Here is a 20,913-nt window from a genome sequence, read left to right as displayed (position 1 = left end):
CAACCATACTTATATTCGTAATAATCATCGTTTTCGTGCCTTCCCGGATCGCTCATTGAGTTCGAGTTTGATTTCATTGCTTCCTGATACAATTTCAAATTTGAGATCAGCGGGCACAAAGATTTTTTTATTTTTAAACCATTGAGCGACCTTTGCATCACCATCTTCTTCTAAATCCTCATTATCGGGTGAAAGATAGTCTACCTGATGCATTCCGACAACTGCTCCATCACCAGATTCATATGTCGTCAATGTGAAACCTCCATTGGAGTCAACACTACCCATAGCGGGACGGCCTTTTGCCTCAGTAGTATCGCCGATCGCGACTGGGTTAAACATTACCTTACCACCTGGCACCGGCTCTCCATTCAGAAGAACTTGCCCCTTGACTCTTGCCATTTCTGGTCCGCTACCTCCACAGCCATTACTTAAGATCAACATTGTGAAAAGCAGAAGACCTATTATGATTCCTCTCGCTTGAACCATGATGGAACCTCACTAATAGTAATTCGATAAAAAATGGATCACGTGAATCGCTTGCCAGTCTTCGCACACTGAGTGTGCGAAGACTGGTACGATAGATACAAAATTAGCGCCTCATTAGAATTCACCTACAGTCTGACCATCGTTGCGACTACCCAATCGTTGGTACGTTCCCCATTGCGACCGGGCAGGTACCGGAGAGGGGCAGGTAGAGTCATTAGAAGAGCAACCAAATCGTGAGTCGATATTCTCACTAAGAAAGTGCACAGATCCATCAGCAAACAGGAAATGGGCACCACCTACGTGGAAGCTAAAAAAGCCATCATCATCTGCACGGCTATTGAGAGGAGAGCGTCGGTCGGTTTTTGCAAAGACTTGCTCGTCCTGCCCGCCGGCTCCTGCCCAGATTGGGAAATCACGGTCGTTTTGCCCGCCTGTCGCAGCTCCCCATGGTCTTTCGAGTGTGGGGTCTACGTCGATTGCGTTGTAATACGAGGACTCTCCAATTGCGATTGTATTACTCGTTCCGTCAATCACGTCACGTATACGAGTTGCTGCTGTGACGCCGGAGGGGCCACCAGATGAAGAGACTGCATCACTGGGTTTGTTAAAGATGCCATCGGTCCAGTCGTCATTACCGGCACAAGCTTTGTAGTCGCTTTTACCTGAGCCCACTGATGTATCGACACCTGACCCTTGCCCTGTAGAACGATTTGGCAAAGTGGATGAAGGGCAAATAAATGCTGCTAGAATTGTGCCTTCGATGTTGGGGCGGGGTACGCCCGCATTTGAAATCGGCCATTTATCATTACTGCAGAGAAGTTTACTGCAATCATCAATTGCAAAATCAATTTGATTGTACAACGAAGCTTGATCTAAATAAGGCAGCATACGTGTCCCCCAGCCGTAGTCGTGGTCATCCCATCCTGTACCGAGTGGAAACATTCCAAATACATCGTGATAGTTATGCATCGCCAGACCCATTTGCTTCAGATTATTTTTACACTGAGAACGTCGGGCCGCTTCTCGTGCTTGTTGAACAGCGGGTAGTAATAAAGCAATCAAAATTGCGATAATCGCGATCACCACGAGCAGCTCAATGAGCGTAAATGCCTGCCTTTTTTGCAATTTCTGCATCAAATTTTCCTCCACCAAAAGTTAAATCACTAAATATTAGAATAAACTTCCTTTTCCGCGTTTCGACCTTACGTTCCTGAAGATTGCAAGTGCCGATTCCCCCCAGCCATCATGACTTGAGAAGTCTTAATTTTGTCCTTGTGCCACACTGAGCTGATTGTCGTCAACAATTCCAGATGGCATACTTCGGCGCGCCTTCCTCTTTGTCGGTGACATAGGTGTTCCCTCAAGAAGCTGCTTCAAATCCAGATGCTGCTCCCATTCAGCAATTGGAACGAGCCATGCCCGATCTCGTAGAGATTCGTGAAGTTCTACCAACCACGGTGCACGGCGCCAGGTTCGATCGAATTTAGCTAGATCCATCTGGGGATTAACGAGCAACTGTGGTTTACGCCCATTCATTGAAACCAAATCTAAGCAACGGATCTCTATCTTGGGATGTCCGTCCCGTGCTAACTCATCCCTGAGGAAGAGTGCCAGGTCATGAACCATATGAGGATCTTTTCCCAGCTTACCCATCTGACGGGTTGTCAGAAACGGCCGTAGATCAATTACCATCGTTTGCCGTGTCTCTGGATCAGTTGCGTAGTAGCGAACCCCACAATACTTGCCGCGCAACATCATATGCCAGGCAAAGCAGTGTCCTTCTTCTGTCCAACTTGCGTCGCCTGGGTAGAAGTAGTGACGAAATGGAATAACTAGTTGCGCAAGAACGTAAGCCATCAGTAAGGCAGAGCCCCAACGCTGTAGCGGTGTTAATGTGTTACAGAATCTCTGTGGCTCTACAGAACTCTTTGCGATAGTACGCCCTCCCAGACCGCACCAGAAAAAGTTGATCACACGACGAGGCCAGTTTGGTTCAAAGAATAGAGTGGTTGCAAAAATCATAAACCACGGGAAGTACCCGATATCAAACATGACAGAGTTCATGCAGTGAAAGAATAGAGCAGCCAGAAATGCTGGTATTCGTGTCTTCCGCCATAAGAGGAGGGGCACGATCGATAAATCGAAGACCAATCCACCATAGTTGAAAAACCAGACCATCCAGTCTTCGGTGAAGAATTGACCAAGGTAAGGAAACCGATCAGCACGCTGCGCGAGTGCAATCTTCATAGGCTGGCACTGTAACCAGTCCGGCTGCAGTTTTGCCAGACCACCATAAAAGTACGGAACCCCAATTTGGAATCGCATTAACCAAAGCGCCCACCGAGGTGCAGTTTGTGACTTAAGCTTTGGTCGCATCCATGCATCAATAGATAGTGCATGATGAGCTGGAATAAATGCCATTAACAGGCTGACCAGACACGTGAGGTAATAGTGGTTGAGATAATAAGCCTTATCAATCAGGAAGCAATATGTGAATAGCAACGAAAACAGGAGGCAACTGATTCGGTAGTGTAATCCAACCATAATGCAAGCTGCCAAGATACCCATCGTATAATAGAGCAAGTACATGCCTGACCTGGGTAACGGCTTGACCCAATCAAACCAATACCAGGTAAAGTGGAACGGTGGGTCAATATAATCTGCCTTGATCACTCCAAGCTTAAAGTATTCCCAGATGTGCCATAGCATCACTGCGCCAAACGCAATGCGGAACAAAACCAGCGATGCGATGTCGACCCTTTCAAACAGATGCGAACGCCAATCCCTACTTCGAGGGAGTTGTGCGTCTGATTCAATTGAATTGATTTGTGCTTGTTGAATCATTTGTTTTTGCATTATTTATTATTAGACATGACAAATAATTTACAATTGATTGCTATATAAGTGGCTGATAATCAATCTGTCAACATGTAATTACCTATTTTTGCAAAAAAACTCATTAATTCGTTTGATGATAACGTATGAATGTTACTTGTAGTGCTTCTGTTTTTATAAATATGTGTTTACAAATAGTGCTATTTATTTATAAATTGTGAATAACTTATGAATAAATGGGAAGAATCTGAATTCTTTGCCTTGAGTTGAACATTGAAATCAATGTAATGTTTGAAAATTATGTCACGACCAAAACACCAATTCGTTCGGGATTACATCCAAAACTCCATTGATAGTGGACATTTTGTTCCTGGGGATCAGTTGCCAACCGATGATGAGTTGAGCGAGCGTTTATCCGTGTCGCGTCCCACGATTGCGCGAGCGATGCGTGATTTGGAACAGCTCGGATTGATCCGTCGTCGAGTTGGTGCGGGAACATTTGTAGAAGCCAAGTCATCCGAATCCGAGCAGCGACTTGGTCTTCTCATTCCAGAATTGGGTAACACTGAGATCTTCGAACCGGTTTGTGCAGAAATCGCACGTACGGTACAGCCATTTGGATATTCGCTTCTCTGGGGTGACGCTGGTGTGGTCAATGATTCTAATACAAAAGAGGGTCGGCTTGCTGTTTCTGCAGAGCGGGCCGAACGTGCTTGTAAGAGCTTCATTGATGAAGGAGTAACTGGAGTGTTCTTTGTTCCTATGGTCTCAACTCAGCAAGATAAAGACGCGGATCGAAGAATTCTTGATCGACTTGATGAAGCTGGTATTGCTGTCGTGTTACTTGATCGCGATGTGGCACAATTCCCCGAACGCAGTTCGTATGACCTGGTAACAGTGAATCACCTCAGCGGACAACTCAAACTCTGCGAGCATTTGCTCAAGTCGGGACGCAAGCGTATTGCTTATTTGCAGTGGCCGGGTACCTCTGATTCCATGGAGCAACGGCTTGCCGGATACCAGCTTGCGCTCGTGCGAGCCGGTCAAGTGTTTAATCCCGAATGGGTTCACCAGGGTGATGCCCGTGATCATGAATTCATTGGCCAGATTCTTTCAGATTACAATCCCGATGCATTTACTTGTGAAAACGATGTTGTTGCTGCCCACCTGATGCAAACTCTCAACACACTCGGTGTGAGTGTTCCAGATGAAATTGCTGTCGTGGGATTTGATGATGTGAAATATGCACAGCTACTTGCTGTCCCGCTGACAACGATTCGTCAGCCCTGTGCACAACTTGGCGAAGTGGCCGTGCGATTAATGAATTCTCGTATTTCTGCACCACACATGCCCGCACGAACGGTACAACTGGAATCCGAACTCATCGTACGAAAATCGTGCGGTGTAGCTGCGAAAGATGAGCCGGCCATATCTCGTGAAATTCAATAGATTTCATGGCTCCGGATATATGCTACCTTATTTTGTAGACTTTCAGATGTTTCCGCGCTTATATCACTCTATACTCACGATGGAAATCTTTTAAACAACGTAAAGGCAATACGACACCCTTTTTAGTAACAAAGTTTATTCGCAAGTATTTGATAATTTTCTGACATACTTAAAAGTAAACGAGGGAACATTTTCTGAAATAGATTTTCTCATCGTTATCTTGGCGTGGCGGAAAATTTTATTGAAAACGAAGCACCACTCTCATATAAACAATGAGATGTGAAAAACATCACTTCTGATATCCCTTGATCTTCATAGGGTGGAAAAGTCCTATCTATTTGAGATTTAACAACTGTCGTTCAGTGCTATTTTCTTGCCTGAAGCTCTTCGATCATTATGAGGCTGTGTCGTTAAGAATAATTCTGGGTGAAAATATAAAAAGATAATCAAATTTGTACTCCGCAGTACAATAATAGTATGCGTCTTTACGGTCACTGGTACCAAATTGAATCGAGATCTCGTCTTCACAACTATATTTATGGTAAGGATCTCTTCCTGACCCGGCGAAACATTCGAACTCATCATCTCTATAACGGATTCTTTTTCTTTGAGGACTCTACTTATGAGAATCAAGCTCTTTTCTTTATCATTAGTGGGAGTCGGCGTGCTCCTCGGATATCTGGCTGCTAGTGCCGACTTCAATGTAACTAAGGCTGCAAAAGTACAATCCAAGATTCCTTTCAGTTCGAGGCAATCTGACTCTAAACAGCAATCATCTCTATCGGATTCTGATTCGACGAATTTAGTTTATGATGGTAACACGCAGTCTAAACTGTTAATCGCTACCAACCAGCAGGAGGTAGCCGCTGCTTCAACAGTTATCCAACAGCGAACTGGCAAAAAACCAAATATCCTGGTGATCTGGGGTGATGATATTGGCCAATCAAATATCAGCGCTTATACGAAGGGGCTGGTGGGATACCGTACGCCTAATATTGATCGCATCGCACATGAAGGTTTAATTTTTACAGACTACTATGGCGAACAAAGTTGTACGGCCGGAAGATCTTCTTTCATCATGGGCCAAAGTGTTTTTCGCACGGGGCTCAGCAAGGTTGGTTTACCGGGAGCCGATTTAGGGATGCGTATTGAAGATCCCACTATTGCTGGTCTGCTAAAGAATCATGGTTATGCAACAGGGCAGTTCGGTAAGAATCACCTGGGTGACAAAAACGAAATGTTACCTACAAATCATGGTTTTGATGAGTTCCTGGGCAATCTCTATCACTTGAATGCGGAAGAAGAACCAGAAAACGAGGACTATCCTAAGAATCCTGAGTTCCGGAAAAAATATGGTCCACGTGGCGTTATTAAATCATTCTCAGGAGGCAAAATCGAAGACACCGGCTCTCTGACCAAGAAACGGATGGAAACGATCGATGACGAAACCGTTGCCGCCACGTTAGACTTCATCGAACGACAGCATAAAGCTAATAAGCCGTTTTTCTGTTGGTGGAACGGAACACGCATGCATTTTCGTACGCATGTTAAGAAAGAAAATCGTGGCATTTCCGGGCAGGATGAATACGCTGATGGCATGGTTGAACATGACAGACACGTGGGTCAATTGCTGAAGAAACTCGATGACCTGGGAATTACCGACAATACAATCGTTTTCTACAGTACCGATAACGGACCTCACATGAATACTTGGCCTGATGCAGCCATGACCCCCTTCCGTGGCGAGAAGAATACTAACTGGGAAGGAGGTTGGCGTGTACCCGCAATGGTCCGTTGGCCTGGCAAGATCAAGGCTGGCTCAGTTTCTAACGGAATTATGCACCACATGGATTGGCTGCCAACATTTCTTGCCGCTGCCGGTGAAACGGACGTCAAAGAGAAGCTGCTAAAAGGCCATCAGGCAATCGGTCGTAATTACAAGGTTCACTTGGACGGTTATAACTTCCTGCCACATTTGACGGGACAGGAAAAGAAGTCTCCACGCAATGAGATTTTCTACTTTTCAGATGATGGAGATTTAACAGCCCTGCGTTTTCAAGACTGGAAGTTGGTCTTCATGGAACAACGTGCAACAGGAACTTTGAAATTATGGGCCAACCCCTTCACTCCCCTACGCCTGCCATTAATGTTCAACTTACGTCGTGATCCCTACGAGCGCTCACAGCTCACCTCAAATACTTACTACGATTGGGTAATCGATCACGCATACATGATCGTTCCAGCGCAGGCTTATGTCGGAAACTTTCTTGAAACATTTAAGGAATATCCGCCTCGTCAGAAGGCTGCCAGTTTCAGTCTCGATCAAGTGATGGAAAAATTGAAGCAGGGGTTAGGCAGTAACTAGATCTGAATTTCTAAAAACGGAACGGCGTGGTCGTTTCAGGATCACGCCGTTTTTATTTTACCTATTCAGAGTATATGGAGTACATTCCGATGAACCGATTGGGCATCTTAATATTTGTCTTGATTGTCATATTGTCTTCAGTCGTTCGTGCCAATGACCCCCTGCCATCCTGGAACACAGGGCCGACGAAGACATCGATTATCAATTTTGTAAAGCGTGCTACCACCAAAGGTAACCCAGAGTATGTTTCCCCACCTCAGAGGGTTGCAACCTTTGACAATGATGGTACTCTCTGGTCCGAAAAGCCGGTTTACTTTCAGCTTCAATTTGCCATTGACCGTATCAAGGCACTCGCAGCAAAACATCCAGAATGGAAAACAGAGCAACCATTCAAAACAATACTCGAGGAGGAGCGGAAAGCACTCACTTCGCTCAGCGCGAAAGATATGATGATCCTGCTAATGACCACGCATGCTGGGACAACGACAAAGGAATTCAAGAAAACAGTAAGAGCCTGGCTTGAAACGGCGCGGCATCCACGCTTCAATCGGCCTTACACGGAGTTGGTTTTTCAGCCAATGCTCGAACTGCTAGCCTACCTGCGTGCAAACGGTTTCAAAACATACATTGTTTCGGGAGGCGGCATCGAATTTCTGCGCGTCTTCGCGGAAGATGTTTACGGAATCCCGCCCGAACAAGTCATAGGGAGTAGTATTAAAACAAAATTTGAAATCCGTAAAGGTAAACCTGTCATCGTCCGTTTACCCGAAATTGATTTCATCGACGACAAGGCAGGCAAACCGGTCGCGATTAATAAGTTCATTGGCCGTCACCCGGTAGCCGCTTTTGGAAATTCTGATGGTGACTTACAAATGCTACAATGGACCACAGCTGGGCACGGAGCCCGTTTTGCTTTACTTGTGCACCACACCGATGCCAAACGCGAATGGGCTTATGACCGTCAATCGCGTGTAGGGCATCTGAACGTCGCCTTGGATGAAGCCAAGCTGCGAGGCTGGACCGTGGTAGATATGAAACGAGACTGGAAAACGATTTATCCATTTCAAAGATAGTTTTCTCGCATACATTGTTCTCTTAGACAAGCTGCCATAACAAGGCAATGGCTACGGTTACTTCGCCAGAAACACACGGATCATCCACTTCCGGTTGGGTACATCAAAGTAACGTTTACCGGGAACAATCCCGCGTGCGCCGCTCTCATCGCCTGTTGTTTTGATGTAATGGAAATAGACGCCTTTGAATTGCGTGGCGTGAGGATCAAGACCCAATGTTAGTTTTCCCTGATCGAGAAATTCGGAAATAAGTGGAGCATCAGGAATCACCAGATCAATCCATTTTTCACGGTATCCAAAATGAGAGAATGGAAATGAATGTGACCATTGTGTTTTCGCACCTTTGCCAGTGACTAAAATATCGAGCATCGTTTTTTTCGGATCATAGCCGGATCCATAACGACTCGCATACAAGCGAATTCCTTTCAGACGCAGGCTGTGGAGTGCTACATCTTGGGGAACCAATTCCTGCACATTGATGTCGATTGCAGGTCCAGAACCACCATAGCTCTGCTTGCCGGCAGATGCTCCCGCGACCGAATGAACTTCAATACATCCAGCGAAAGGATTGACTGTTGAAACTGCAGGACGATCGGCCAGAGGGCGTGTTCCAAGATCCGCGGTTGCTTTAGGTGCAATGAATGGACGGACCATCCAGATTTGGCTCTTATCGAGTGCAGTGAAACCATCATTTGGCAGGCCTGTAAAAGAACTTGTTTTAGAAGGACTGTCATCGAGCCCCAGATAGACACCCTTCGTTCGATGTGGATTGAAGGCAACTGCAATATGGAAGTCGTCTGGTAATTCAATCGATGGCGTACGGAGTGTATGCCATTTGAGATCACCTCGTTCAATTGTCGAATAAGGAAACGTCAGTTCGGTGATGAGTTTCTGATTCCCGTCCAGAACATAGACATAGAAATCTGCCTTTGGTGGCTTACGAGTGCCGTAGCGTGCCGCGAAGATTTGTACGGCTTCGAGGTATCGCTGTGAAGCCGGTCGATGAAATCGAACAGCATGGCCGGACGCGGCAATACTACGACGAGATTCTGCAGTTCCATCATCGAGTATCAACGGTTTTGCCGATTTGGGTATGCTGTGCGAAACGGATTCTGTAACACGATTTCCTTTCACTCCAGTGCGAACTTCAGTTAATCGAACCCCTGCACGCAACTTCTTAATCGTGGAAACATCGCCCCAAACTTTGAGAGGAACTGTAACAGATTCTTGCTTTGATTCCGCATCTTCGGGCAGTTTCGTTGTAAGGTTGTGACTGCCTCGACCGATAACATTATTTTCTGCATCAAGCGCAATCATCCACATGCGCCAGTCGGCATTGAGTCCACCTGCATTGTTGACGGAAACTTGACCAGAGAAGATAGGACGTCCTCTTGTATCAGGTTTGTCTTTTTTGAAAGTCACGCTGTCATAATGTAGTACTGAATGGTTTCCTCGCTTGGCACTGAGGTTGAGTGAAAGCCGTTGATCGCTGGGAAATTTCAATTCAACGGGTGGGGTAATTGTCGTATCGACGGGAAATTTACGAGGAACTTCTTTGAGACTCAGTTCAAACCGATCGATTCGCTTTGTATCAAACGAACCTAATTCAAGCTGCATCGGTTCGAACCCTGATTGTAATATCACACCAAAGAGTGAGATTCCCGAGGTAGCAATGTCTCTCTGCGACTCTCCGATCTGAATGCCGCCTTTGTCAAGCAGGCGTACGACCAGCCGAAATGTTGTTCGCGGCGAACTGTTACTACTTTCCCTCAACGTGGCAGTCAGCTTATTGCCATTTTCGCGAAATTCAATCGATCCAATATAGACCATGTTTGGATATTCCGATGTACCCGCAGACAGATCTGTTTGAATTGGCACGTTCATTTGGAATTCACCGATAGTGTGACTGTCTACCATTTGCGTGCGTGGGACTAATTCATCCTGCAATTTTCCGGAAGCGACCAGATAGCGAATGCGTTCTTCTTTGGTGGCAGGCTTCCAGCCAAGTCGAACCAATGACCGAGCGGCGTTAAGTGAATGCTGTTGGAGAGGATCATCAAGAACCGACTTGAGGTAGGCGATAGAACGCGGATGATTGATGCGACCCAAAGCAGTAATCACGCGGCCAACGGCATCATCTCTCTCTTCGATGGCGACATATACCAACAGAGCATCGAGAGAAGATTCATCAGCAACTTTGTAAAGCGAAGAAATGGCAGCACGTCGTGTGCTCGGATCGGAAGACTCCAACAGTCGGCACAACGCTGGGTTGGCTTCGCGTCCGAAAAAAAGAAGATGTTCGGCTGCAGCACGCTGTGTATATTTGTTACTATCTTGTGTCAATTCCACAAGCATGGGAAACGCTCGTTTGTCACCTCGCTTTGCGAGTGCAAATATAGCAGCCTGGTGATCTGTGTCATTTGTAGCAATTGACGCCGCCAGGATCTCGGTTGCCTGATCAGATTCATCACTCAAAAGGGCAGTCAGTGCGGCTTTACGAATCACATCGTTTTTATGTTGAGTCAATGGTCCTAGATTTACCGTTCTTTGATCTTCTGCGTGTCGTGCTATATAGCGAATTGCTGCTCTAACGAGTTTTTCATCCGCATTGTTCAATGATTCACGGGCCATTGCCAGTGCTTTCGACGCTCCTGATTTGCGCCGTGCGCGATTGGCACCTAACTTGATATCGTACACCGCATATTCGGCGGTGTTGCGTAGTCGTCGGTCTTTATGTGTTCTCAGTTTTTCGATCTGTGGCAGTGCCCGTTGTTCGCCGAACTCCACCAGCGCATGACACAAACTCCTAAGAATTTTATTGTTCTGTTCACGCTGTAACAGATCAAGTAACGGTTCAATGGCACGTTCATCACCAATGTCTGACAAGGCGAAAATTGCTGATGTCAGGTCAGGAACATCAGAAAATCGGTCACGCTTCGTTATGGTTGTCAGAAGTCTGAGTAAAGGTTCTACCGCTTCGGTTGCCTTCAGCCGTCCTAATACATTGACCGCTGATCGAAAATTTCTGGTTTTAGGGTCGTCTAATTTCCTTAACAGAAGTGGTATTAGACGGCGTTCGTCCATATCTGCCAACATATGAATATATTTAAAATCAAGCCCATCCTCTGTTGAAAGCATCGCAAACAATGCGTCTCGAATGCGCACATCGTCAAATCTGGTAACCTCACGAATCGAACGAACAGTAAGTGTCGGATTCTCGAGTATCGCTTTGGCAACAGGATCGATCGCGCGTTCATCTCGAATCATGGCGAGAGCATGAATCGTTGTGCTTAATTCATTTTGATCTTGTGCAGCATTCAAAACGTCAATCAAAGGTTGTACGGCGCGGTTATCTTCCAGTTTGCTCAACGCTTTTGCTGCAGTAGTTCGAATAAATACATCTGGGTCTTTCAGCATTTTGATGAGTTGCGGAACCAACGCTGGATTTGCCTGCTCATGCAATATACTTGCTGCGATGTATCGAACAGATGAGTCTGAGTCTTTCAACATCTTAATCGCTTGAGGAACCAATGTTGTATCTGCTTGCTCGCTCAACGCATTTAATGCTGTTTGACGGATGAAAGGGTCAGAGTCGTTTAGCATTTTTAAAAATCGACTACGTTCGCTTTCATCCACTGCTGTTGCTAGCGTTTCGGGTTCCGTAGGAGCTGTATCACCGCTGGCGACAAGACCAACAATTGCAATCATCAGAACAACGACAGCGATTAAAAGATTTCCAGAGAACAGGGGCTGTGATGCTGCAGGCTGACCAAAAATGCGATCAATCCGTTTTTTGAGTCCTGAAACACGCTTTAACGCTGCTCCGAGAATCGTTGGTGGAACCGACTTCGAATGTTGGGCACTCTCTGCAACAACGACCAGTGCATCAGCATAGTCGACCGCATCCACCTCACCCAATTGCAACACGGCATCGTCACAACAGTATTCGCGTTCGTTTCGAATATTCCTTGAAATCACCCAGATGGCAGGATTGTAAAAACAGACCAATTCGGTGAGGAGCTGAATCAAATTGACCCAAGGATCGCGGCGTTTCAGATGCATTAACTCGTGCAATATCATGGCGGTGAGTTGAGCGGACGTTAGTCCCGTAGACACAGTCAAGGGCAGCAAAACAACAGGCCGTACAAAACCAACGACGGCAGGAACTGTAATCTCAGCGGACCATGCAATTACCGGTATTTTTTTCAATTGGAGTCGTTCCGTGGTTTGCTGAAATATTTGTAACACACGGGCATCATCAATGGCGGATGAAAGTCGTCGCAAATTTCGTCCTCGATTAAGTAATACGATGAGCCGACCACACATGACAATCATTCCCAATAGCCAACCAGCAACCAACCATTCTGCCCATGTGAATTTGATAGCGGCCTTCTCTTCGATTGGAGGTTGTGCCATTGTGTTTGCAAGTGAAATCAAGCTCTCGCTCTCTGCCTGCTCAGACTTGATCTCTGGAACAAGTTGTGTATTTTCCACCTGTTGCGTCGATGTTACAGAACTCATTGTCAGATTGTTTTGTTGCGTAAGCGATTCTGTATTGATTGTCGAATCAACTTTTCCTGGTAATATAAAGAACGTAGCAGGCAACGAAACAACAACGATCAGCAATGCGGCGAGCCAGAGCGCATACCTAGTATTTGAAGTTTGGGCGACGAATCGACAGACACTCCATACAATAACTGCAGCAAGTGCACCGATCCATAGCGAATGTGCAAGAGTCTGCACCAAACGAATTGCGAGTGAATGTTCAATCATGAGTCCCGTTCCTTTGCTTTACGGTCTACCTCGCTGCGAAGTTGAGCAAGCTCTTCCGCATCTAAATCAGATGTGTCGAGCAGTTGCAGAATTGCGTCCATAGTGGACCCAGAAAATGCGCGATCGACGAGATCACTCAGCATCCCACGCACTGTCGCATTGCGACGGATGCGTGCAGTATAGAGGTATCCATTGCCATTGGATTGTAGGCGCCGTCGTAAGTAGCCTTTGTCTGTCATGATTCCCATGACTGTCATTACCGAGTTATGGGCCAACTCTCGGAAGGGCTCTAGCTGCTCGCGCACATGCCGCACAGTAGATGGACCATCGCGCCAGAGAATTTTGATAATCTCCAGTTCCAGTTCTGTCGGTTGTTTAGAGGTCGGGCGTGGCATCAATTTTATCCTCACTAATTATTTAGTGCAGTTTGCGTGTCGTTTTTTCATTTGTCAATACCAAACTAATTAATTAGTGACAAAAGAGAGTCGCTCTTACTTTCATTGATGGTTTGGTGATTCCTTCTAAAATGCGATACATCCTTTTTTTAAAGGACTTATGATTCCAGAAACTAAATCGAGTGTCACAAACTTGTAAATTCTTCCAAGTGATACTGCACATTATTCGTGTTGACTCCGTTGTGCCTTTATCGAAACTGCGCGATCTGCGTCGCGCGCGCGTGGGAGTTGTTTTTGCCAGTGAATGTCTCTGCTCCTGTCGATGCTATCACTATAAAACTCCCCTGAAATGGAACGTTTTTTATCAAAACCTCAAATAACCTCCTCCAAAAAGTACTCTATCAACTCATCTTCGAATCAGGTTCGATTCACAACAGCTTGACTTCATCTCACTTCGGCTCACATTCACGCCAACTTTTTCATTTGACTGCTCTGTGACAATTTGCATGATCTTTCATTAGAGGTAACACCAATGCTTTGGAAAAATGCCAATCAACCATCTGGTAAGAAAAAGGCTCCTCACCAGCACCGAAAGAAACAGTTACAAACCGATTATTTATTCAAATCGACTGCAAAATCAGAATACACTTTCATGCTACCCGATATCACTCGGGGGCTAGAGATGAAGATTCATCACTCTGCTTATATCACCAGTTCCTGAAGGGAGCGTTTCGCAATTTTATCACCAAAGTGCATCATTGAAACTTTTCCCTTGACATTCTAGGGGAAAGCTGGCATACTCTTCCCTAGATATTCTTGGGGAGTCTAAATATGGCGAAAAAGCAAAAAGTAGATTTACTGCAAGGCACATTGGATATGCTGATCCTGAAAAGCCTGCTGGAAGGGCCGCGGCATGGGTATGGTGTGGCCAAGTGGATTCAGGTGACGACCAAAGACGCTTTAAAAATTGAAGAAGGCTCACTTTATCCCGCTCTGCATCGCATGCAGAAACGGGGGTGGGTGAAATCGGAATGGGGCGTATCAGAAAGTAATCGTCGGGCGAAATATTATCAACTGACCTCCGATGGCCGTGCGCAGCTCACAACAGAAGTAAAAGCATGGTCGCATTTAGTTGCTGCGATCAGTCTGGTTTTGAATTCAAATTTGGCGGAGGCCTGAAATGATTCGAAACGGGATTCGCACACTTATGGCTTACCTGCACTTGCCACCTATCGTAAACACGGCTCGAGAACTGGATGAGACGCGTCAGGAAATCGAATTCCATCTCTCGGCCAGCGCGCAAGACAATCTTGATTCAGGAATGGATAGCCAGAAATCAGAGCAAGCGGCCTTACAGCGGTTTGGCGATGTCAATACCGTGGTCGAGGAATGTTGTAACGTCTCCTTTTCAAAACACATCTTCTGGCATCGCATCCATCAGACACTCACGTTGATACTCATCTGTGTTGTGGGTTCACTATGGTTTTACACTCGTAACAAACCAGTGGAGAAAACCGATCTTTCTGCGATGGCCGCATCCGGTTATTCACTGGCAGAAACCAGCGGCGATCTCAGAGGAACTGTGGTAAACAGTCAAGGGAAACCAGTGAATGCAGCGCATGTATTAGCAGTGGTCAAGACATGGCCAAACCAGGGATTCAGGCAAAATTCCTATACGGCGACAACACGGGCAGATGGTACATTTTTGATTGAAGACGTTTATCCGCCAGAGCAGGACTACGAAGTTCAGATCGCCACTCTTGCGGACAATCATTTGCTCCAGTCGGAATATATTTCGATGCGAAAAGGAATTCTTGAACCATTTCACTTTCAGTTAAGTGAAACGTCGCCTTTCGTAATACGATTTGAGACCAGCGATGGCAAACCGATTGCGGGAGTCAGTGCATTTCCCTTTGAACGCGTCGAACATGATGGACACGAACATTGTGTCTATTTCAGCAGTGCTCAACCTGTTGTTCGCCAGTCGAGTGCGACGGGGAAAATTTCCATGCCTCACTTTCTACCAGGTGAGCAAATTACAGTTTACGTTCGATTTCCTGAGAGCGATTGGCAGACACGTCGTTTGACAGTACCAGATCGAGCACAGGAATTCGTGCTGACACCCATTTCGAACGATTACCTCGACGGCGGATAACATTGAATTTTTATGATGATGACTTACTGCGTAAAAGGTACGCGCACACCAACTGAGAATTTGAAAGGAACGGGTCATGAATCACCTGATACGATATGCAATCACGTTAACAACCCTGGCTTTGATATCGACGGAAACTGCTTACTCTCAAAATCCGAATGTTTTGCTGGAAGACAGTTTTGAGGAAGGGAAGACAGCCCCCGATGGTTGGCAGCGCGGTGCCAAAATATCTGGAGTGCGATATGTGTATGATAAGGGGCGTGGAAAAACAGGAAAGCGCAGTCTGTCTTTGCAGAAATCTGCCCGGCGTTATTTCCCCATCGCACAATGGTATCGAATACTGCCTTATTCCGGTAAGCATACGTCTCTGAAAGTTTCCGGTCAGGTTCGCGCGCAACAGGCTACCAAAGCGATTCTAGATGTTCAGTTTTTGGACGAAAATGGAAACCAGATCGGTCACAAATGGGCGAGCTACATTGGTGCAAAAAAAGCCGGCGATGCTCCCGTAAGCCATGACTGGAAGGAATATTCTGGTGAGGTGTCCATTCCTGCGAAAACCAAACAGATCGTAGTGGCACTCCAAATTTATGGTCCCGGTAAGGTTTGGTTTGATGATATCGAAGCAACATTTGTGGATTCAACGGCAGCCACAACTGACAAGAAAGACAAAGAGAATGAGATAGAAGTTAAAGTCGGAAAAGCAACGGGGCGTTACCTATTGGTTCCTTCTAAAACAAAACAGACTTCAGGTAGGGGGCATGCTTTGCTGATTGTACTGCCTGGCGGCAATGGCTCAGCGGACTTTCACCCATTTGTCAAACGTATCCACGAACATGCACTCAGCAAAGATTTCATTTTGGCTCAGCCGATTGCCAGGCAATGGACAAAATATCAAAGAGTTGTCTGGCCGACTGAAGACAGTAAAACGAGCGTTGTAAAATACACCACTGAAGAACTGGTGGCAGCTGTGATAGAAGATATCAGTAAAAAACAGAAAATTGATGCCAGCCAAATCTACCTCCTGGCCTGGTCATCCGGGGGGCCTGCAGCTTATGCCACTTTGTTGCAGAAAAAGACACAAGTTAGTGGCGCACTTATCGCGATGTCTGTCTTCAAACCAAAGCAACTCCCAGAGGTTACCAACGCAAAGAATCGTAGTATTTATCTGTTACACTCACAACAGGATCTCATCTGTCCCTACTGGATGGCCAAATCTGCGCATGATACATTCACTAATGCTGGAGTAAGAACAAACCTGGTTGACTATCCGGGCGGCCATGGCTGGAAAGGAAACGTCTACGGCAATATTCGCGAGGGCATCGATTGGTTGCAGAACACCAAGTGATTCGATGGGCAATAACATTGGTATTCACGTGGATTTCATCCATCCTGTCGATAAACTTGCTGTTCTTTTCGACCTTGTAATTCTTTTCTGCGAACTGTTTTGACCAAAACAGAGCTACTGTAAAACTCCAGCGAGACATTGGACAAATGGCTGATTCGAATTGGTTTTTGAGGTCGCATCGTATCCGTAGAATCTGATACATTATGACCGACGGACAGACTTAAGAACCAAGATCCTTTTACGGAGAGAAGGAACGATGCGAATCTTAATTGTGGGGGCGGGCATTGGTGGGATGACGCTTGCCGCCCTGCTCAAACAGCGTGGTATTGAACCCACGCTCATCGAACGCGCCCCTAACTTCGACCATGCAGGCTATATGCTTGGTCTCTGGCCTCTGGGTTATCGCGTACTGCATGGTCTCTCCCTCTATGAACAGTTTGCCGCCGAGTGTATTGAGTGTAAACATTACGAAGTCCGCGATAACCACGGTGAAATTGTCAAGAACTGGTCTATGGGTTCGATTAGCGATCGATTCGGTGCTAACTTGAGTTGCACGCGACCACAACTCATCAAACTTTTGCACGCTGGTCTTGGAGATACCGATCTGCGATTCAATACGTCTTTTGAATCTCTCCAGCAAGAAGGAGAAGAGGTCGAGGTCACATTCAGTGATGGGTCGAGTGAAACCTTTGATCTTGTTGTGGGGGCTGACGGACTCCATTCGAAAGTGCGCACTTTGGTGTTCGGTGAACAACCCTATTATCACACCGATTGGGGTGGCTGGGTCTGGTGGGTCGATCTTAATTCGGTTCCACAGGAAACGTTTGTCGAACACTGGGGCGCGGGTCGCTTCTTTGGTGTGTACCCGACACGTGATGGAGCGGGCGTTTATGCCGGCGCGCCTGTGACGGGTGAATTTGATCAGCAGGGCGCGGGCCGACGCGAACGCATCTGCGAACAATTTGCGGGCATGGGCGAAATTGTTGATACCTGTCTGGCGGCGATGCCCGACGACGATGAGAGTCTGTTCTTCTGGAAACTTTCGGACGTTCGCTCGAAAGAATGGGCACACGGTCGGGTGGTTCTGTTGGGTGATGCCGCCGCTGGTTTTCTACCCACAGCGGGCATTGGTGCATCGATGGCGATGGAGTCCGCCGCTGTCCTGGCTGACGAATTGTCACGCACCAACACCCGGTTCCTCGAACACGCTCTCTCTCTCTACGTCAAACGTCGCAAGCACCGTGTTGAAAGTACACAAAACGACTCCCGTCATCTGGCCAAAATGATGTTTATCAAGTCTGCCACTGTCGCCCACATCCGCGACGTTGCCACGAAATTTTATTCACTCGAACAACTCGCCGGTTCGATTGCCAAAGCCTTTGATGAACCAATTTGAGTTTATTGAATTTAAAGAAAGCGTTCTAAGAATTATAAGAACGTAACGAAAATCAATATCCCCGATTCGTGCGATTGTTATTTTCAGTTTTCGCTTTCTTAATCGCCGTTTGTTGTTCCGCGTTGTAGAAATCACCGGTCAGCGGTTTCCGTTTCTGTCCAGAGAGTGTTTCCAGCAACCCAAGCAGCGTCTCCACAGTCTGGGGCTCGGCTTCTGTTTCCAGGCCAGCGGTGCGGGCAGGCCAAGTGGTGTAGCCGCCCAGGTAGTGTTGTTCGGGTGGGGGGATGTACCCGGCGGCTCCGTTAGCCAGGCCCATGTTGAACGTGACTTGGAACGGACTTTGTGCTTTCAGCTTCAGGCCGGTGATACCGTAGACTTCGTTGGGGATTGCCGTGATGGCGAGGTCGCCGATACGAACTGCTTGCAGTACTACTTCTTCGTGTGGATGCTCTTTAAACCAGGCAACCTGTTCGGCGTAAACTTCCGGGCGATTCTCAGGACGCCGCTTGCCCCGTTTGGTATTGAGTTCTTTCGCCCAGGCGATGCGTTTCTGATTCGGCATTCGACGTTTCAGTAACAGTGTTGTTTCAGCCATTGATAATTTTGGATTTCCAGTTTCGTATTGGATTTTCTGATAGGTGCCAAAAGCGATGTCAGCCAGTTCGTTGCTATATTTGGTGATGTTATAGTCGGTCCTCCGCGGTTGGGAGTAGTCCATCCATTGCAGGTCGCCGGACGTTCCCTGCGACATCGCAGCCACAAACGGTGTCTGAGAGGAGCTGGCAGCTGCGATTTTGTTTTCCATAAGCTTGCTGAATTTCCCATAGTAATCAGCGGAAAATCCGCCTCCGGTGCCAAAGTAATGCATCGAATAATTGGCGATCAAACCAAGGGGGCGTTTACCATCCGCTGACTGAATACTTAGCAGTGTGAGGCCCGTATCAGCCGGTCCCGCAGGACCGCTATAGTCGGGATTTTGATAGCCGGGGTGCATCATCGCGCGTACCGTTGTTTCCCCAAATGGATCGGCCGCGTATTTATCAGGCTGCCTCAACCAGCGGCGGCAGTGAGTATGTTTCGGTGCATCGACGACTGTGAAGCCGACCCGCGCCGGTTCGAGATTCGCATGCGCCTTCGCAATTCCTTCGGCCAGTTTGGGAGGCAGAAAGCGTTCGTAGTTGGGGTCGCTCCGTGTGCCCAGGCACAAGTTCATCACGCTGGGGGCAGTATGAGTGTGCGTGGATGCGATCAGAATGCGATTGACGGGTATTCCCGTCTCTTTACTGGCGAGAACCTTTGCCCGGTAGCAGATGTCTCGGGGGATCATGCACGAATCGACGACTGCAATCGCAATCGCTGTGTCTTCCGATTTCAACACAAAACACCGCGCATGTAGCCGGTCAAGAATTTTGTTCTGGCTTCGTTCGAGGAACCCGCCGTTCTGAATGGCGGGCAGTTTGAGGGGAGAGACATCGATTGCATACGCACCCGCGGAAAGCCCACAGTCTCCACGTGTCGGCACGATCCAGAGAAACAACACAAGTAGAAGAAAGACAGATTTCGTAAGTCGTAAGCCGTTCATTGTGTTGTGCACTCCCAAACTTTTAGTGTCGTTTCCGTGAACTGTCACATGAGCCCCCTGCCCCTTATTTTGCTTTCTTTTCCCGCAACAGCTTTGCCAGATATTCTGTGGTTTCATCAGCAATCACATTGTACCCTGCCAGATTCGGATGTCGATCTCGGTACCAACCCGGCAGGTGCCCCAGAATGGGATCGAGTTCATTGCTCATCACCTGCACTCTATCTCGATAGACAAACGGTTTCACGAGTGCGTGATATTTTTCGGGAACTTTTGCGAGCGGATACCGCCGGTAGTTGAGCATGTTTGGCCCCTTTTTTAACTCGGCCGCATAGCGGGGATAGATATCAAACACGTCGAGCTTCTCTTTCTTGGCGACATCAAATACCAGGTCATTAATCTCTTTACTGGCTTGCTCATTCGAAAAGGGAATCACAGTCATGGGTATCAACTGTGCGTTGGGATGGTCTTTCCTGAGACGCGCTAGCAGCTCATGAAAGTCTTTAGGAAAATTTTCAGTGAAATTTTTTCGCCTTGCGCGATCATTGATTCCATAGCGAATGAAAATATAATCCAGTCCGGGCAACTTGGCTGCATCGCGATCATAGCGTCCCGAATCAAACAACCGGCGGATGTATTCGCCACTCAAGCTGGAATTGATCACATGGCACGCAGGCAGATCCCCTTCCGCAGCCAGCAACTGTTCAATCACCTGCTCCAGATGCGGCCCTTTGGGTTTCAATAGTCGCGGAATACTGCCTTCCGTAGTGCTGTCGCCCAGTAAAAGTATCTGAATTTTCCCCTCATGCTCGGCTTGAGCAACTGAGGGTGGCAGAATTACTACCATACTTAAAACAAGGAAGGAAAAAATGGTTTTCATCAACGGGCATCGGTGCGAGTTCATCTAGTTAGTCCTGTTCGGAAGAAGAAATCAGTGGAGGGTTTATCATTGTGGAGAATTCCTCTCATTATGCTTACCCGGTAGACCGAATTCAATTTCAATACTGATTCGAAATGAAAGCGAACTGTATTTCTCAGACTTTTTCGGTATCCTGAATAGGG

The 20,913-nt window shown here is 47.0% G+C and carries 15 protein-coding genes; 8 read left to right on the top strand and 7 right to left on the bottom strand.

Annotated features, from left to right (window positions below; genetic code table 11):
* Positions 1 to 24 precede the first annotated feature (24 nt).
* The 3 genes from V144x_RS27590 to V144x_RS27580 form a co-directional block, all read right to left on the bottom strand.
* Positions 25 to 486: a DUF4198 domain-containing protein gene (locus V144x_RS27590; RefSeq protein WP_144990349.1), complete on the bottom strand. Its 462-nt coding sequence runs from the start codon at positions 484 to 486 to the stop codon at positions 25 to 27.
* A 114-nt stretch (positions 487 to 600) separates the two neighbouring features.
* The gene (locus V144x_RS27585; protein ID WP_144990347.1) at positions 601 to 1,620 is read right to left on the bottom strand and encodes a DUF1559 domain-containing protein; all 1,020 of its coding nucleotides are present in this window, start codon (positions 1,618 to 1,620) and stop codon (positions 601 to 603) included.
* Positions 1,621 to 1,746: 126 nt separating this feature from the next.
* On the bottom strand, positions 1,747 to 3,342 hold the full coding sequence (locus V144x_RS27580; RefSeq protein ID WP_144990345.1) for an HTTM domain-containing protein: 1,596 nt from the start codon (positions 3,340 to 3,342) through the stop codon (positions 1,747 to 1,749).
* 279 nt (positions 3,343 to 3,621) lie between these two features.
* Here V144x_RS27580 and V144x_RS27575 point away from each other — a divergent pair, with 279 nt between their 5' ends.
* The 3 genes from V144x_RS27575 (at position 3,622) to V144x_RS27565 (ending at position 8,208) form a co-directional block, all read left to right on the top strand.
* Positions 3,622 to 4,770, top strand: coding sequence for a GntR family transcriptional regulator (locus V144x_RS27575; protein ID WP_144990343.1), 1,149 nt, complete (start codon positions 3,622 to 3,624; stop codon positions 4,768 to 4,770).
* Positions 4,771 to 5,392: 622 nt separating this feature from the next.
* Positions 5,393 to 7,135: an arylsulfatase gene (locus V144x_RS27570; RefSeq protein WP_197998669.1), complete on the top strand. Its 1,743-nt coding sequence runs from the start codon at positions 5,393 to 5,395 to the stop codon at positions 7,133 to 7,135.
* An 89-nt stretch (positions 7,136 to 7,224) separates the two neighbouring features.
* Positions 7,225 to 8,208 carry an HAD family hydrolase gene (locus tag V144x_RS27565; RefSeq protein WP_144990341.1) on the top strand — a complete coding sequence of 328 codons (984 nt, stop codon included), beginning with the start codon at positions 7,225 to 7,227 and terminating at the stop codon, positions 8,206 to 8,208.
* A gap of 57 nt (positions 8,209 to 8,265) precedes the next feature.
* On the opposite strand, the gene V144x_RS27560 is transcribed toward V144x_RS27565, so the two are convergent.
* Positions 8,266 to 12,981, bottom strand: a complete 4,716-nt coding sequence (locus tag V144x_RS27560; RefSeq protein ID WP_144990339.1) for a M56 family metallopeptidase — start codon at positions 12,979 to 12,981, stop codon at positions 8,266 to 8,268.
* Entirely contained in the window at positions 12,978 to 13,376 is a 399-nt protein-coding gene (locus V144x_RS27555) for a BlaI/MecI/CopY family transcriptional regulator (RefSeq protein WP_144990337.1), read from the bottom strand. Before V144x_RS27555 ends, V144x_RS27560 begins: the two co-directional genes overlap by 4 nt.
* A gap of 532 nt (positions 13,377 to 13,908) precedes the next feature.
* Here V144x_RS27555 and V144x_RS27550 point away from each other — a divergent pair.
* The 5 genes from V144x_RS27550 (at position 13,909) to V144x_RS27530 (ending at position 18,272) form a co-directional block, all read left to right on the top strand.
* The gene (locus V144x_RS27550; protein ID WP_144990335.1) at positions 13,909 to 14,097 is read left to right on the top strand and encodes a hypothetical protein; all 189 of its coding nucleotides are present in this window, start codon (positions 13,909 to 13,911) and stop codon (positions 14,095 to 14,097) included.
* 110 nt (positions 14,098 to 14,207) lie between these two features.
* Entirely contained in the window at positions 14,208 to 14,555 is a 348-nt protein-coding gene (locus V144x_RS27545) for a PadR family transcriptional regulator (protein WP_144990333.1), read from the top strand.
* 1 nt (position 14,556) lies between these two features.
* On the top strand, positions 14,557 to 15,531 hold the full coding sequence (locus V144x_RS27540) for a carboxypeptidase-like regulatory domain-containing protein (protein ID WP_144990331.1): 975 nt from the start codon (positions 14,557 to 14,559) through the stop codon (positions 15,529 to 15,531).
* A 76-nt stretch (positions 15,532 to 15,607) separates the two neighbouring features.
* Positions 15,608 to 16,876 carry an alpha/beta hydrolase gene (locus V144x_RS27535; RefSeq protein ID WP_144990329.1) on the top strand — a complete coding sequence of 423 codons (1,269 nt, stop codon included), beginning with the start codon at positions 15,608 to 15,610 and terminating at the stop codon, positions 16,874 to 16,876.
* Positions 16,877 to 17,132: 256 nt separating this feature from the next.
* Entirely contained in the window at positions 17,133 to 18,272 is a 1,140-nt protein-coding gene (locus V144x_RS27530) for an FAD-dependent oxidoreductase (RefSeq protein ID WP_144990327.1), read from the top strand.
* Positions 18,273 to 18,324: 52 nt separating this feature from the next.
* On the opposite strand, the gene V144x_RS27525 is transcribed toward V144x_RS27530, so the two are convergent.
* Positions 18,325 to 19,854: a neutral/alkaline non-lysosomal ceramidase N-terminal domain-containing protein gene (locus V144x_RS27525; protein WP_232102661.1), complete on the bottom strand. Its 1,530-nt coding sequence runs from the start codon at positions 19,852 to 19,854 to the stop codon at positions 18,325 to 18,327.
* A gap of 64 nt (positions 19,855 to 19,918) precedes the next feature.
* Positions 19,919 to 20,755 carry an SGNH/GDSL hydrolase family protein gene (locus tag V144x_RS27520; RefSeq protein WP_232102660.1) on the bottom strand — a complete coding sequence of 279 codons (837 nt, stop codon included), beginning with the start codon at positions 20,753 to 20,755 and terminating at the stop codon, positions 19,919 to 19,921.
* Positions 20,756 to 20,913: the final 158 nt, after the last annotated feature.

It is taken from the genome of Gimesia aquarii (assembly GCF_007748195.1).
GTDB classification, from domain to species: Bacteria; Planctomycetota; Planctomycetia; order Planctomycetales; family Planctomycetaceae; genus Gimesia; species Gimesia aquarii.
The sequence above is the reverse complement of the archived record's forward strand: the minus strand, read 5'-3'. Positions and strand labels throughout refer to the sequence as shown.

Coding starts and splice junctions, on each gene's coding strand:
- V144x_RS27590 (WP_144990349.1), bottom strand. CDS start 486: ATGGTTCAAGCGAGAGGAATCATAATAGGTCTTCTGCTTTTCACAATG.
- V144x_RS27585 (WP_144990347.1), bottom strand. CDS start 1,620: ATGCAGAAATTGCAAAAAAGGCAGGCATTTACGCTCATTGAGCTGCTC.
- V144x_RS27580 (WP_144990345.1), bottom strand. CDS start 3,342: ATGCAAAAACAAATGATTCAACAAGCACAAATCAATTCAATTGAATCA.
- V144x_RS27575 (WP_144990343.1), top strand. CDS start 3,622: ATGTCACGACCAAAACACCAATTCGTTCGGGATTACATCCAAAACTCC.
- V144x_RS27570 (WP_197998669.1), top strand. CDS start 5,393: ATGAGAATCAAGCTCTTTTCTTTATCATTAGTGGGAGTCGGCGTGCTC.
- V144x_RS27565 (WP_144990341.1), top strand. CDS start 7,225: ATGAACCGATTGGGCATCTTAATATTTGTCTTGATTGTCATATTGTCT.
- V144x_RS27560 (WP_144990339.1), bottom strand. CDS start 12,981: ATGATTGAACATTCACTCGCAATTCGTTTGGTGCAGACTCTTGCACAT.
- V144x_RS27555 (WP_144990337.1), bottom strand. CDS start 13,376: ATGCCACGCCCGACCTCTAAACAACCGACAGAACTGGAACTGGAGATT.
- V144x_RS27550 (WP_144990335.1), top strand. CDS start 13,909: ATGCTTTGGAAAAATGCCAATCAACCATCTGGTAAGAAAAAGGCTCCT.
- V144x_RS27545 (WP_144990333.1), top strand. CDS start 14,208: ATGGCGAAAAAGCAAAAAGTAGATTTACTGCAAGGCACATTGGATATG.
- V144x_RS27540 (WP_144990331.1), top strand. CDS start 14,557: ATGATTCGAAACGGGATTCGCACACTTATGGCTTACCTGCACTTGCCA.
- V144x_RS27535 (WP_144990329.1), top strand. CDS start 15,608: ATGAATCACCTGATACGATATGCAATCACGTTAACAACCCTGGCTTTG.
- V144x_RS27530 (WP_144990327.1), top strand. CDS start 17,133: ATGCGAATCTTAATTGTGGGGGCGGGCATTGGTGGGATGACGCTTGCC.
- V144x_RS27525 (WP_232102661.1), bottom strand. CDS start 19,854: ATGAACGGCTTACGACTTACGAAATCTGTCTTTCTTCTACTTGTGTTG.
- V144x_RS27520 (WP_232102660.1), bottom strand. CDS start 20,755: ATGAACTCGCACCGATGCCCGTTGATGAAAACCATTTTTTCCTTCCTT.